The following is a 13,480-nucleotide window of genomic DNA, read 5'->3' on the forward strand; positions in this document are numbered from 1 at the left end:
CGACCTACCCGCGCTTTCGGCGGGCGCGGTAGGCGGACATGGGCTCTATGCGGACGCCGCGCTTGTTCGCGCTGACGGCGAGGTCGCCTTGGATGTTGGCCACGTAGCCGCTGCGAGGCTTGCCGCCCGCCTCGTCGTCGAACGCGGCCAGCACGGCCTCCACCGAGGCCGTCTCCACGCGGGCGTCGCGACCCAGCATCAGCTGCAGCGCGCGCATCACGGCGCGCCGGCGCAGGGGCAACGGCTCGGCGCCGAATGCGGGCGCCAGCACGCAACCTGCGTCGTACTCGTCGCCGAGCGCTTCGACGTGGCCCGCCATCAGCCCATCCACCATATCCTCCAGCATATCGTCCTCGTCGGCGATGAGGTTCATCGTGCGGCCGAGCACCTCCAGAAGCTGCGGGTTGCGCTCCTTCGCGCGCGGGACGATCTCATGGCGCACGTAGGCCCGGAACCGGTCGGTGTGCGCGTTCGTCGCGTCCTCGCGCCATAAGCACCCCGCGTCGTCGCAGGCCACGGGCGCGCCGTCGCGTTCGCGCTCGGCGATGTAGGCGCGCAGCTCCTCGCGGCTCGCATCCAGCAGGGGGCGCACCACCGGCCCGTTGCGGTACTTCATGGCGCGGAACCCACCCGGCCCCGTGCCCACGATGGAGCGCATGTAGAAGCTCTCCACGCGATCGTCGGCCGTGTGCGCCGTCAGGATGCGTCCATCGGCAAGCGGTGTCGCCGCATGCAAGCAGAGGCTTTCGAGCGCTTCGTTGGCCGCCAGGTAACGCTCACGCCTGGCCACCGCCTCCACGTTCTCGCCCGTGCGCTGCGCCTCTCCCGCTATGTCTATCTCGCACGAGAACAGCGGAACGTCCAGCAGCTCGGCCAACTGAGCGACGAAGCGAGCGTCCTCGTCGGCATCCTCGCCCCGAAGCCGGTGGTTGACGTGCAGCATGGCAAGCTGCCCCAGCGCCCCGCGTTCCCGCAACTCGCAGGCGATATACGCGAGCGCCGTCGAATCCGACCCGCCCGACACCATCAGCATCGCCGGCGTATCGGCATCGGCCAAGCGGCGTGCCGAGAGCACCGCTGCCGCCCGATCGACCAGCGTTTCCGTTTGCACAGCAGCCATCATGCCCTCCCTTCCAAGAACCTCCGCTCGAACTCTTCTTCTGGCAGAGGACGACCGAACAGGAAGCCTTGGATATAATCGAGACCCATGCCGCCCACTACTTCGTATTCTTCGTTGGTCTCCACGCCTTCGAGGCACACGCTGATACCCACGGCGTGGCACAATTCCACCACGAACTTGATGAACGTGGCATCGAACGTGCTCGTCTGGATATCGCGGATGAACGCGCGGTCGATTTTCACGATGTCGGCAGGCGACGTCTTCAACACGCCCAACGACGAGTAGCCCGTACCGAAATCGTCCATAGCCACACGCACGCCTTGCATGCGCAGCTGATCGAACAGCTCATGAGTGACCTGGGCGTCGTCGGCGAAACGGCTTTCGGTCATCTCCACGACGAGGCTCTCAGGAGGCAGCTCCGCCTCTCGCAACGTGTCCACGATAAGAGGAACCAGACCGTCCTCGTCAAGTTGGCGATACGACAGGTTCACGCTCATGGTAAACGAGGGGATCGCCTTCCTCCATCGTTTACAGGTGTCCACAGCATGTTGCAGAACCCACGTGCCCACAGGAACGATAAGACCGCTCTCTTCGAGCAGCGGGATAAACTCGAGCGGCGACAAGTCGCCATACTCGTCGCAACGCCAACGCGCAAGCGCCTCGGCTCCCACGACGCAACCCGTTGCAGCTTCCACCTGAGGCTGGTAGCACAGGCTGAATCCCTTGAAGCCGTTCTCCACGCTGTCCCGCAGCAGCTCCATCAGCTCGAGCTCGCGCACGCGCTCGGCCAGAATAGGCTGCGAGAAGTTTACGCAGCGCTTCTTCCCATGCCCTTTCGCGTGTTCCAACGCGTAATTGGCGTACTTCACGAGGCTCTCGTACGTTTCGGCATCGCCGGGATATTGCGCGATGCCGCCGGACAGCGTGCAATAGAACTTGCGGCCCTCATGATCGTGCTGTCGCTGAAACATACCGCCTAGCTGCGCGTATGCGCTGCGCAGCACGTCGACATCGTCATCGACGATCACGGCGAACTCGTCGCCGTCCAGACGGTACACGCGCGCGTCCTCGGGCAGCGAGCTTTGGATGCGCTGCGCCACGAACCGAATGACCTCATCGCCGAATGCACGGTCGTAGCGGTCGTTGATGTGCCGCAAGTCGTCGATACCCAGCACCATGAGGCTGATCCGCGCGCTCTGCATCGTCTCCATACGACGACGCACGTCGTCCTCGAACTCGAACTTGTTGAAAAGACCGGTCAGCGGGTCGACCTTGCTCTTCTTTCCCAGGTTCGTGATGAACCCGGCGAACAGCAGCGGCTTTCCCTTCGCGTCGAGGATGAGCCGGCCGCGGCATCGCAGACGCACCCATTCGCCTTTGCGGTTGATGGCGCGATACTCCACCCAATGGCGCGTCGTGCGCGCATCGGCGACTTCCTGGTTCGATTCGAGGAACGCCTGCTTGTCGTCAGGATGCACCTTCGAACCCCACACGGCCGCCGCGTTTTCCACCACCTCGGAGGGAAGGTCGAACTCTTCCACCATAGCGCGCGGGTAGCGGAACACGCCGGTTCTCATGTTGCATACGTACAGATAATCGTCGGTGCTCTCGACCAGCGCGTCGTACAGCTTGCTTTCATCGTACGAGAACGAGCACGGATCGACCGACACCCCCCTGCCCGATCGTTCAGCGCTGATCAGGGCGTTGATGTTGCGATCTATATGAAAACGTCGCTTCTCCTCGTACATACGCCGGTCCGCCAAGGCCAGCACCTCGTACAACTCCAGCGGCGCTTCGGGGTCCGCCTCTGCGATGCCGAAGCAGAAACCCATCTCGTAGGGAGGCTCGGTACGGCGCGGAGTCGCGGAGAGCGCAGCGCGTGCGCGCTCGATCTTGACGCGCGTGGAAGCCGCGTCGCCTAGGAATACGCACACGAACTCGTCGCCGCTCAAGCGGAACCCGTAATCGTTGGGACCGAATTCGCATCGTACGGCGTTCGCAGCCGAACGGATCAGGTAATCTCCCTCGGCATGGCCATGAAGATCGTTCACATCCTTCAGCCGGTTGATGTCGTATAGAACGACGGACACCTGCTCGCCCTCGACCGCAGCCCGCGCAAGCGAGATGCCCAGCCGCTCCTTACCGGCTCGGCGCGACAGCATCCCGGTCAGTTCGTCGGTGTTCGCAGAAACGAGCGCCGTGATGTCCACCGACTGCTGCAAATGCACACGCGACCCGTCGACCCAGGTCACCAGGCTGTCGTAGTTGCGGTACGTGCGCCCCGTCATGGGGCTTTCCTCGTCCCACTCCACCAATGGAACTTCGTCGCCGCAGCTTAGAAGCTCGTCAACCGGGCAGAAGGCGCATCGCTCGGTCAAGCCGCGCTGCAGCACCTGCCAGCACACCTTGCCCTCCGGATCCTCCACGCCGTAATCGTGCTTCATGAACCCGTTCATATAAAGAATGCGATCCGTCTTCGGATCAGTCACGTAGATGCTCGTGCGCATGCCTTCGAGAACCGTATCGAACACGAAGCTGCGCAGATCGGTGGAGCCGCCATGGCTCCCGTCGACCGCGAGCGGCGCGTCGTGCCGCATCCTCGGAACCGCTTCGTCAGGCTCATCGTTCGACGACTGACGAATATCGCAATCGCTCATCGGTCGCTCCTTTCAAAGAAGCCCTCGACGCGCTCCACCAGCGCGATCGTCTCGATGTGATCCGTATGAGGGAACATGTCGACCGGCTGCACCGTGCGAACGGCATAGCCGCGCTGGCGCAAAAAGGCCAGGTCGCGCACCTGCGTAGTCGGGTTGCACGAGATGTAGACGATGCGCCGGGGCGCCAGCGTCACTGCGGCCGCGAGGAACTCCTCGCTCGACCCGGCGCGCGGCGGATCCATCAGCAGCACGTCCACAGCATCGCCTGCGGCGGCGCGCTCGCGCATGAACGCCCCTGCATCGCCCACCGCGAACCGAGCGTTCTCCACGCCGTTGTGCTTCGCGTTCTCGCGCGCGTCGCGCACGGCCGACGCCACCGTGTCCACGCCGATCACCTGGCGCGCGCCGCGCTTGGCGGCCACCAGACCAATGGTGCCGGTGCCGCAGTAGGCGTCGATGGCCGTTTCAGAGCCGGTGAAGCCGGCCAGGTCGATGGCGCGCTCGTACAGCACCTCGGTCTGCACGGCGTTCACCTGGTAGAACGACTGCGACGAGATGCGAAAGCTCAGCCCGCACAGCTTGTCCAGGATGAAGCCCGGACCGTACAGCGTCTGCTCGCGCTCGCCGAGAATTACGTTGGTCTGGCGCTCGTTCACGTTCTGCACGACCGACGTGATGCGAGGGCAGCGGCGCACCAGCTCTCGGCAAAACGCGCGCGATGCGGGGAAAGCGCGGCCGTTCGTGACCAGCGTGACCAGGATCTCGCCGCTGGTATGTCCCACGCGCACCACGGCGTGGCGCAGGAAGCCCGTGCCGGAATCCTCGCGGTACGGCTCGATACCGAAGCGCGGCATGAGGTCGCGGACCGTGCGGATGATGCGCTTGGCCTCTTCGTTCTCGATGAGACAGCCGTCGGTGGGGACGATGCGGTGCGATCCGGCCGCGTACATGCCGCAGAGGATCTCGCGGCGCGGCTTCTGAGCGCGCTTGCCGTCGCGGCCGCCGCGCGCGTCGCGCCCCTTCCCCGCCCGAGCGTTCGCGGAGCCTTGCAGCTTGCGACCGGGCGCGTAGGGGGACACCACCTTGTTGCGATAGCAGTACGGCTCATCCATGCCCAGGATGGGCCGCAACGCGGACGCGTCGGCCACGTCGGCGAACAGCTCGGCCACACGCGTGTCCTTGCTTGCGAGCTGCTGCGCGTACGGAACGCCCACGTGCTGGCAGGCGCCGCACTCGCGCTCGACGGGACAGACGGGCGCTTTCTGCGTGGAACGCTGCGCGGGTTGGGCGCTACCAGACGAGGAACTTGGCATTGTCGATGCTCCAATGTACGTCGCGAATAAACCGTTGCAGCTCTTCGCCGTCGCGCAGCTCGAAGAGCCTGACGATTTCCGCATGCTCTTCGTTGGCCTTGCGCAGCAGGCCGTCCAGCTCGTCGGCGCCCACGTTGGCGTACTCCCGTTTCATGAAGTAGCGGTTCATCTGGTGAATCAGCCCTATCAGACGGGTGTTGCCGCACTTGCGCACATAGCAGTCGTGGAAGTCGTGCTGCAGGTCGTCGTATTTCTTGTAGAGGCCCTTCTCGATGGCCAGCTGCATGGAACCGTGCAAAAACTGCAGCTGCGCGATGTCGTCGTCGGTCATGTCGCCCACGGCCAACAGCGCGGCGCGGCCGTCCAGCGGGCCGATGATCTCCACGATTTCGCGGGCGCTGTCCTCCGTCACACGCTTGACGTAGAAGCCCTTGCGCGGCACGTTCTCCAAGTAACCGTCGGCGGCCAGCTGGATGAGCGCCTCGCGCACGGGCGTGCGGCTGACGCCGAGCGCATCGCATATCTGCTGCTCGCTGATCTTGTGATCGTCGGCCAAAGTCCCGCCGTCGATCAGGTCGACGATGTGGTTGTATACATGGTCTTTGAGGGAACGGTATTCGTTCGTCATTTCATCCGCCTGTCGTACGGCTTTCGTGTATGCCAATATACCACAAGCACTACGGCGCATTCGCGCGCTTGCCCCGCATGCATGGAGGTTCTGCCGCATTCGCGCTCGCATTCCGACACGCATCATCGCCCGAAAAACACGCCTCATCGGCTGGAGCGTGTTTTTCGGGCGATGATGCGCTCTGCCCACGCCCCCCGATCGCGCCCGAGGGAATTCGAGGGCCGGCGTGCCCCTCGCCGTCGCCAAATGAGACCCACCATCCCCTTTTCAACAACTCCGAAAAACTTCCCGTTTCCTCTTGATTGTATACAATATACAGAATACAATATGCGCCATAGGAAGCAAACGGAAATGATCTCTCACGAAAGGATCCGTCATGACCAAGTTCTCCAACGTCATCGTCCGCCGCCCCGCCAAGTCCATGGTCGAGGGCATCACCTCCGCGCCCGAACTCGGCAAGCCTGATTACGAGAAAGCCCTCAAGCAGCATGACGACTACATCGCGGCCCTCAAGGAGTGCGGCGTCGAAGTGACCGTCCTGCCCGCCCTCGAGCAGTTCCCCGACTCCTGCTTCGTCGAGGATCCCGCGGTCATCACGCGCTGCGGCGCCATCATCACGAACCCGGGCGCCGACAGCCGCAACGGCGAGAAGGACGAGATCGAGCCGGCCGTGCGCCAGTTCTTCGACGACGAGCATGTGAAGCGCATCGTGAGCCCCGGCACGCTGGACGGCGGCGACGTCATGATGGTGGGCGACCACTTCTACGTGGGCCAGTCCGCCCGCACGAACGAAGAGGGCATCCGCCAGTTCTGCGAGATCCTGGAAGGCTGGGGCCTCGAGGGTTCCGAAGTGAAGCTGGAGAAGGTCCTGCACCTGAAGACCGGCGTGAACTACCTGGAGGACGGCAACATGCTGGTGTCCGGCGAGTTCGTGACGAAGCCCGACTTCGAGCAGTACAACCGCATCGAGATCCCCGAGGACGAGGCGTACGCCGCGAACTGCATCTGGGTGAACGGCACCGTCATCGTGCCCGAGGGCTATCCCACCGTGCTGAAGGCCGTGCAAGACGCCGGCTACGAGACGATCACCGTCGATACGTCCGAGTACCGCAAGCTGGACGGCGGCCTGAGCTGCCTGTCGCTGCGCTTCTAACCTGGGGGCTGTCTGTGGCGGCCGTCTAGCCGTTCAGAACCTGGGGGCTTTCGCACCCGGCCCCCGACCGCTCGGCCGGGAAAAGCGCTAGCGAACAATTCACTGGATTGTTCGCTAGCTCAAACCCCCAGAACCTTCACGGCTATCCGACTCGCCACAAACAGCTCGTCTCCTCCGTTCTTACATCGCCGCATACGGCGCGCTGCGGCACTTGCCCGGCGCGCCGTTGCATTTCCGACGCTCGCACCTTGCCGTGCCCTGCGTCAGCATTCCCTTCGACCCCCAGATAAAGGAGGGGCTATGTCGAACGCTGCCTCTGAAACCCTCGACGGGAGCCTCGCCGCCAGCGCAGGAGCCTCCCGCGACAAAGGTCAGATCATCGACCCGAACGGCCTCGATCTGTTCCGCCTCACCATGATGGTGATCACGGCCAGCATCTGCGGAGGCATCTTCGCGCTGGCCGGCGACATGGCCGCCGGAGGCGCCAGCACCGGCGCCGTACTCATCAGCTGGGCCATCTGCTTCGTGGGCGTGTTCTCGCTCATGATGTGCTTCAACGGGCTGTCGCAGGCCCGCCCCGATCTCACCGGCGGCATCTACGCCTACGCGGCGGCAGGATTCGGCGACTTCGTCGGGTTCAACTCCGCATGGGGTTACTGGGTGTCGGCGTGCCTGTCGAACGTGTCGTTCGCCATCCTGCTGTTCTCGGCGCTGGGGTACTTCTTCCATCCGTTCGAAAGCGGCAACAACCTGCTGTCGTGCGTGTGCGCGTCGGCGTTTCTGTGGCTGCTCGTGTGGCTCGTGTCGCGCGGCGTGAAGGAAGCGGCCGGCATCAACGTCATCGTCACCATCGCGAAGCTCGTGCCGCTTTCGCTGTTCGTGCTGTCCATCGCGCTGCTGGGCAAGTTCGACCCCGCCATCTTCATGGAGAACTTCTGGGGCGAAGCGGGCGGACCCGACCTTGGCACGCAGATCGTGTCCACCATGATCGCGCTCGTGTGGGTGTTCACCGGCATCGAAGGCGCCGTGGTCATCTCGGGTCGCGCGAAATACGCCCGCGACGTGGGCCGCGCCACGGTCATCGGCTTCATCTCGGTGTTCGTACTGTACCTCATCATCTCGCTGGAGAGCATGGGCGTCATGCCGCGCGCGCAGATGGCCGAGCTGGCCACCCCGTCGATGGCGGGCATCCTCGAACATGCCATCGGGTCTGTCGGCGCGAGCATCGTGAACCTCGGCGTGGTGCTGTCGCTTCTGGGCGCGATGCTGGGCTACGTGATCATCGCCGCCGAGACGCCGTTCGAAGCCGCGCGCCAGGGCGTGTTCCCGAAGTCGTTCGCGCGCACGAACAAGAACGGCGCGCCCATCGTCACCGTGCTCATCTCGGCCGGCATCACGCAGCTGTTCCTGATCGTGTCGGTGTTCTCGTCGTCCACGTACCAATTCTTCTACGCGTGCGCCGTGTCCACCATCCTCATCCCCTACGTGTGCTCGGCGGCCTACTACATGAAGATCGCCTGGAAGCGCGAGCACCTGACGCCCGAGCAGGTGAAGAAGGCCCGCGTGTTCGGCACCGTCGGCTTCGTGTACACGGTGTTCCTCGTGTGGGCGGCCGGGCTGGTGGGAATCATGATCACCACTATCCTGTTCGCTCCCGGCATCATCGTATATGCCATGGGCCAGCGCGAACGCGGCGAGAAGATACTGCCAAACATGGCGGACAAGGCGATAGCCGCCGTCATCGTGGTGCTCATGGCGGTATCGATCGCCCTCATGGCCACCGGGACGATACAGGTGCTGTAGCTCCCACTGCGCCGCCTGCTCGCTCGCGCAGGCGGCGCATACGCGCGGGTCGGCGCCGTTCGTTGGGTTACGGCTCCATGACCGATGTTTTCCGTCTCGCTTTCAGCGTGCTACAGTGATACGGATATATCGTCGCACGTCAAGGAGCGTCCCATGAACTTCATCATCCGCTGGCTCGTCACCGCTATCGCCGTGGGCGTTGCGGTGTGGATCGTTCCGGGCATGGATCTGCTCGGCGGCACCGACGCGTGGGTGGGCATCGCCATCTTCGGCTTGATCCTGTCGCTGATCAACATCAGCATCAAGCCCATCATGCAGGTGCTCAGCCTTCCCATCAGCGTGATCACGCTGGGCATCTTCTACCTGGTGGTGAACACGCTCATGCTGTACATCGCGGCATGGCTGGCCAACGGGATCTTCCAAGTGGGACTGGTCATCGACTCGTTCGGCAGCGCGTTCGTGGCCTCCATCGTCATCAGCATCGTATCGGCGCTGGTGAACGCATTGGTAGGCAAGGACTAGCATCCGGATCGCAACCACCTGCAAGCGGCACCGTCGGTTTCGGCAGTGCCGCTTTCTTTGGTTCGAGAGCGCTCCGAAACGATCGGAAGGGTCGTTTGCGTGAATTCTGAGCGCAGATCGCACGCAAACACGACAACCGCCGTACAATGGGCGCGGCAAAAATTGGGCAGGCGCACAAGCAAAGCGGCGCGTGCGCCCGCATACACGTGAGGATTGGAATCGTGAAACAGCAGACCGACGCCGTCTCAGGCGTCTCCGGGTGCGCGTCCGCACCTGCTCATGGCGATGTCTCTTGGCGCGCGAAAGCAGGACGGGCGGGCAAGCGAGGAGCGCGCTTCGCCGCGCAGCTCGCCCTGGTGGTTGCCGTGTACGGTGCGGGATGCGCGATCGCAAGCGTGCTTCCTGTCCGACTTCCGGGCAACATCGTGGGCATGGTGCTGCTGTTGGTACTGCTGGGCACGGGTCTGCTGAAAGCGCGGCATGTGGGCGACGCCTGCGACTGCCTGCTGGACAACATGTCGCTGTTCTTCATTCCCGCCGGCGTGGCCATCATGGGCTGCGTCTCCCTTTTGGAGGGCAACGCGCTGAAGTTCGCGCTCGTATGCGTAATCACCACGGTGATCGTGTTCTTGGCCACGTCGTACACGGTGATGCTCGTGTCTCGGCTGACGGCGAAGCGCGTCGATGCGACAGGCGTCGCCCGCGTCGCCGACGAGGAGGCGTAGGCGCGATGGACGGCATAGCGCAACTCGCACTGACACTCGCAGTGGGAACCGTCGCCTCGTTCGCAGTGTTCAAGCTTTCCGTGCTGCTGTACGAGCGCGTGAAGTCGCCGCTGCTCAATCCCTTGCTGGTTACCGTCGCGTTCATCATCGCAGCGCTCGTGGCGCTGCGCATCCCCCTGGATTCCTACGAGCAGAGCGTGCAACTCATCTCGTTTCTGTTAGGACCGGCCACCGTGGCGCTGGCATACTCGGTGTACCGGCAGCGCCAGACGCTCAAGGAGCACTTCGTTCCCATCTTCGCGGGCTGCCTTGTAGGCTCGGTGGTGTCCATGGCTAGCGCCTATGCACTATGCAAGCTGCTGGGGCTCGACGATGCGCTGGCGCTGTCGTTCATCCCGAAGTCGGTGACCACGCCCATCGCCATTGCGGTATCGCAGCAGCTGGGCGGCATCACGTCCATCACGGTGGCCGCCGTCATCGTCACCGGCATCCTGGGCGCCATCACCGCGCCGCTCATGGCGCGTCTGTTCCGCGTGCGCGACGGCATCGCCAAGGGCGTGGCCATCGGAACGTGCAGCCACGCGGTGGGAACGACGAAAGCCCTCGAGATGGGCGAGCTCGAAGGCGCCATGAGCGGCGTCTCCATCGCCGTGTCAGGTCTGCTGACCACCGCCATCGTCATCGTCGCAAGCTGTTTTCTATAGGAAGACGCCACCTCTCCGCGGCAGGCGGCACGAATGCTTCGCGTGAGACGCCCTTTCGTTTTCGCAGATGAACGCCTCGCTTGCGAACTTTGCGCGCAACCGCTTCGTATATGAGCTAGCCTCGCATCGCATTCGCGTGGAAACCGCGTCGGAAACGCCGGCGAGAAACGTGGAATCCGCGTGGCAAGCGCGTCGGACGCGCGCGAGATCGAGGAAGATCCGCGCTGGATGCGCGCCATCTGCGCATGATACGCGGTCGCTATACTAAGAGGTACGAAGCGCAGAGGCGGCGCGGCACCACACCCCTTTCCACCAGATGCTCCCGAGCGAGGGACCGCACGGAGGGAGGTGGACGCCATGACCGTTTTGGCCTTGATAGCGGCGATCCTTGAGTTCGCTTCCAGCTTGCTGGGGTTCTTGACAGCAATAGTGGAGCGGCTCCCGATCCGCAAGGACAAGGAGCCGTAAGAAAAGTAGCCAAACCGCCGAAGCGATTCGAGAGCCGTGGGGAGTTAGAGCTCCCTGCGGCTCGCCTCTATTATACGAACGGGCGGCGCAAAAGCAAGCGCCGTTACAACGCGATCCTATAGATCTCGCGGGCATCGTCCATGGTGAGCTTCTTGAAGCTGCCGAAGGGCTCGCCCTTGTTCTCTTTGAGCGTAGGGATGAGCTTCTCGATGTCGTCTTCCTCCACGTCGAGCTCCGCGAGCGTGATAGGCATGCCGAGCGAGGCGAAGAACGAGCGCGTCTCGTCGATGGCCGACAGCGCGTCGGCGTTCACGTCGCCCGTAGGCGCCAGTCCGAACACCTCGCGACCGTAGTAGGCGAAGCGCGCCGGGTTCGCATCGTAGACGAACTCCATCCAGGCCGGGAACATGACGGCCAGGCCTGCGCCGTGCGTGATCTCGGGATAGAGGGCCGACAATTCGTGCTCCAGGCCGTGCGTCGCCCAGTCCTCGTGACGGCCGACGCCGGCGAGGCCCTGGTGGCACAACATGCCGGCCCACATCACGTTCGCGCGCGCATCGTAGTTCTCAGGATCCACCATGACGCGCGGCGCCTCGGCGCGCACCGTCTTCATAAGCGACAGGCACAGGTTGTCCGTCACCGGCACCGCGCCCACGTCGTCGAAGAAGCGCTCCAGCAGATGGCAGAACATGTCGGTAAGGCCCGCAGCTGTTTGGAACGGTGGCAGCGTGAACGTGAGCTCAGGATTCATGAACGCGAGCTTCGGACGCTGGGCGTTGTTCGCGTAGCCCGATTTCATCTGCAATGCGTCGTTCGACACCACCGTGTTCTTCGACGCCTCGCTGCCGGCAGCCGGGATGGTGAGCACCACGGCGATGGGCAGCACGTCGTCCGTCAGCCGCTTCGTCTCGAAGAAATCCCACACGTCCCCGTCGTAGTGCGCGCCCACGGCGATGGCCTTCGCCGAGTCGATGACCGAGCCGCCGCCCACGGCCAGCACCCAGTCGACATCGTGTTCCTTGCACAGCGCGATGCCTTCGCGAGCAAGCGTGATCTCGGGGTTCGGACGCACGCCGCCCAGCTCCACGTGCTTGATGCCCTGTGCATCCAACGATGCCTTCACGCGGTCGATCAGGCCGCTTTTCACGGCGCTCTGGCCGCCGAAGTGCAGCAGCACCGTACGCGCACCGCGCTCGGCCAGCTTGCTTCCCACCTGCTCTTCAGCGCCCTTTCCGAACACGAAGTGGGTCGGCGACACGAATTCGAAGTTCTCCATAGACGTTCCTTTCCGCCATGCGTTCACGTCATGTTGATTGTTCGTGGTGCAACGTATCACATAGTACTACCAGCAGCGTCTCCAAGAAAGAGCATCCTGCACCGCGCCTCTAGCCCAGCGCCACGTCCAGGATCATCATGACCAGGAAGCCGGCCATCACGCCCAGCGTGCCGGCGTTGGAGTGCTCGCCCAGATGCGCCTCGGGGATAAGCTCCTCCACCACAACGTACATCATGGCACCGGCTGAGAACGCCAGCATCCACGGCATGTACGGCGAGATGAGCCCGGCGAACAGCACCACGAGGATGCCGAACACCGGCTCAGCCAAACCCGACAGCGCTCCCAATGCGAACGCCTTCGGTGCGCTCATGCCCTCCTGCAGCATGGGCAGCGCCACTGCTGCGCCCTCGGGCACGTTCTGGATACCGATGCCGATAGCCAGCGCCACGGCCATGCCGAACATGGCGGGGTCGCCGCCGTTCTGGGCAGCCATGGCGAACAGTAGGCCAACGCTCATGCCTTCGGGGATATTATGCAACGTGACGGCCGTGAACAGGAGCGTGGGACGATCCCATTTGCTGGGCAGGCCCTCGGGCTTGCTCTCGCCCGGATGCAGGTGCGGCAACAGCTGGTGCAGCACCATGAGGAACGCCACGCCGATGGCGAATCCACCCGCAGCGGGAATCCACCCGACCTGCCCCGCTTCCTCCGCGCGCTCGATGGCGGGAATCAGCAACGACCACACAGACGCCGCTATCATTACGCCAGCCGCGAATCCTAGGAATATCCGCTGAAACACCATGCTGTTGCGCTTGCGAAACAGAAAAACCGACGCAGCGCCCAACGTGGTCATCAAGAAGGTGAAGCCGGTCCCGCCGGCAGCCCACAGCAAAGCAGTTTGCATGCTTGCTCCTATCGTATTCACTCGTTCGTGTCCATCGGCGCGTCGCACGGAATCGGGGAAACCGACGGCATCGCGCAGAGCCGTGTCCTTGTATCAATCCACAGTGTACGACAATAATCGATCACGCACGCGATGCTTTCCCTCAGCGTCAACTTGAAGCTGCCAGCGCACGGGACCCCATCATCGCCCGAAAAACACGCCTCAGCG

Annotated in this window: 11 protein-coding genes; 5 read left to right on the top strand and 6 right to left on the bottom strand. The window is 63.6% G+C overall.

Annotation, left to right across the window (positions count from 1 at the left end):
- Positions 1 to 4 precede the first annotated feature (4 nt).
- The 4 genes from tilS to ACMO6A_RS01365 are packed head-to-tail and all read right to left on the bottom strand — an operon-like array spanning position 5 to position 5,718.
- A complete protein-coding gene (gene tilS, locus ACMO6A_RS01350) occupies positions 5 to 1,120 on the bottom strand; it encodes a tRNA lysidine(34) synthetase TilS (protein WP_015761447.1) in 1,116 nt (371 codons plus the stop codon).
- Positions 1,120 to 3,777 carry an EAL domain-containing protein gene (locus tag ACMO6A_RS01355; RefSeq protein ID WP_009609097.1) on the bottom strand — a complete coding sequence of 886 codons (2,658 nt, stop codon included), beginning with the start codon at positions 3,775 to 3,777 and terminating at the stop codon, positions 1,120 to 1,122. Before ACMO6A_RS01355 ends, tilS begins: the two co-directional genes overlap by 1 nt.
- The gene (gene rlmD / locus ACMO6A_RS01360) at positions 3,774 to 5,090 is read right to left on the bottom strand and encodes a 23S rRNA (uracil(1939)-C(5))-methyltransferase RlmD (protein WP_015761449.1); all 1,317 of its coding nucleotides are present in this window, start codon (positions 5,088 to 5,090) and stop codon (positions 3,774 to 3,776) included. The genes ACMO6A_RS01355 and rlmD overlap by 4 nt, the downstream gene beginning before the upstream one ends.
- Positions 5,068 to 5,718 (bottom strand): GntR family transcriptional regulator, encoded by a 651-nt coding sequence (locus ACMO6A_RS01365; RefSeq protein ID WP_009305266.1) that lies wholly within the window; start codon positions 5,716 to 5,718, stop codon positions 5,068 to 5,070. Before ACMO6A_RS01365 ends, rlmD begins: the two co-directional genes overlap by 23 nt.
- A 376-nt stretch (positions 5,719 to 6,094) precedes the next feature.
- Between ACMO6A_RS01365 and ACMO6A_RS01370 the strand changes: the two genes are divergently transcribed.
- From ACMO6A_RS01370 to ACMO6A_RS01390, 5 genes are all read left to right on the top strand, one after another.
- Positions 6,095 to 6,871 carry a dimethylarginine dimethylaminohydrolase family protein gene (locus ACMO6A_RS01370; RefSeq protein ID WP_015761450.1) on the top strand — a complete coding sequence of 259 codons (777 nt, stop codon included), beginning with the start codon at positions 6,095 to 6,097 and terminating at the stop codon, positions 6,869 to 6,871.
- Positions 6,872 to 7,171: 300 nt separating this feature from the next.
- Entirely contained in the window at positions 7,172 to 8,674 is a 1,503-nt protein-coding gene (locus tag ACMO6A_RS01375; protein WP_009305268.1) for a basic amino acid/polyamine antiporter, read from the top strand.
- Between the two features lie 153 nt (positions 8,675 to 8,827).
- Positions 8,828 to 9,196: a phage holin family protein gene (locus ACMO6A_RS01380; RefSeq protein WP_009305269.1), complete on the top strand. Its 369-nt coding sequence runs from the start codon at positions 8,828 to 8,830 to the stop codon at positions 9,194 to 9,196.
- Between the two features lie 221 nt (positions 9,197 to 9,417).
- Positions 9,418 to 9,921, top strand: a complete 504-nt coding sequence (locus ACMO6A_RS01385) for a CidA/LrgA family protein (protein ID WP_009305270.1) — start codon at positions 9,418 to 9,420, stop codon at positions 9,919 to 9,921.
- Between the two features lie 5 nt (positions 9,922 to 9,926).
- Positions 9,927 to 10,625 (top strand): LrgB family protein, encoded by a 699-nt coding sequence (locus ACMO6A_RS01390; protein WP_009305271.1) that lies wholly within the window; start codon positions 9,927 to 9,929, stop codon positions 10,623 to 10,625.
- Between the two features lie 571 nt (positions 10,626 to 11,196).
- On the opposite strand, the gene ACMO6A_RS01395 is transcribed toward ACMO6A_RS01390, so the two are convergent.
- Together ACMO6A_RS01395 and ACMO6A_RS01400 are read right to left on the bottom strand one after the other, a co-directional pair.
- Positions 11,197 to 12,369: an iron-containing alcohol dehydrogenase gene (locus ACMO6A_RS01395; RefSeq protein ID WP_009305272.1), complete on the bottom strand. Its 1,173-nt coding sequence runs from the start codon at positions 12,367 to 12,369 to the stop codon at positions 11,197 to 11,199.
- Positions 12,370 to 12,478: 109 nt separating this feature from the next.
- Positions 12,479 to 13,273: a ZIP family metal transporter gene (locus tag ACMO6A_RS01400; protein ID WP_009305273.1), complete on the bottom strand. Its 795-nt coding sequence runs from the start codon at positions 13,271 to 13,273 to the stop codon at positions 12,479 to 12,481.
- Between the last annotated feature and the right edge of the window lie 207 nt (positions 13,274 to 13,480).

Source organism: Eggerthella sp. (genome assembly GCF_048329335.1).
Classification (GTDB): Bacteria; Actinomycetota; Coriobacteriia; order Coriobacteriales; family Eggerthellaceae; genus Eggerthella; species Eggerthella lenta.

What these genes read in the sequence shown, in the direction of transcription:
- ACMO6A_RS01370 (WP_015761450.1), top strand. Translation starts at nt 6,095, where the DNA reads ATGACCAAGTTCTCCAACGTCATCGTCCGCCGCCCCGCCAAGTCCATG.
- ACMO6A_RS01365 (WP_009305266.1), bottom strand. Translation starts at nt 5,718, where the DNA reads ATGACGAACGAATACCGTTCCCTCAAAGACCATGTATACAACCACATC.
- ACMO6A_RS01355 (WP_009609097.1), bottom strand. Translation starts at nt 3,777, where the DNA reads ATGAGCGATTGCGATATTCGTCAGTCGTCGAACGATGAGCCTGACGAA.
- ACMO6A_RS01380 (WP_009305269.1), top strand. Translation starts at nt 8,828, where the DNA reads ATGAACTTCATCATCCGCTGGCTCGTCACCGCTATCGCCGTGGGCGTT.
- ACMO6A_RS01375 (WP_009305268.1), top strand. Translation starts at nt 7,172, where the DNA reads ATGTCGAACGCTGCCTCTGAAACCCTCGACGGGAGCCTCGCCGCCAGC.
- ACMO6A_RS01390 (WP_009305271.1), top strand. Translation starts at nt 9,927, where the DNA reads ATGGACGGCATAGCGCAACTCGCACTGACACTCGCAGTGGGAACCGTC.
- rlmD (WP_015761449.1), bottom strand. Translation starts at nt 5,090, where the DNA reads ATGCCAAGTTCCTCGTCTGGTAGCGCCCAACCCGCGCAGCGTTCCACG.
- tilS (WP_015761447.1), bottom strand. Translation starts at nt 1,120, where the DNA reads ATGGCTGCTGTGCAAACGGAAACGCTGGTCGATCGGGCGGCAGCGGTG.
- ACMO6A_RS01395 (WP_009305272.1), bottom strand. Translation starts at nt 12,369, where the DNA reads ATGGAGAACTTCGAATTCGTGTCGCCGACCCACTTCGTGTTCGGAAAG.
- ACMO6A_RS01400 (WP_009305273.1), bottom strand. Translation starts at nt 13,273, where the DNA reads ATGCAAACTGCTTTGCTGTGGGCTGCCGGCGGGACCGGCTTCACCTTC.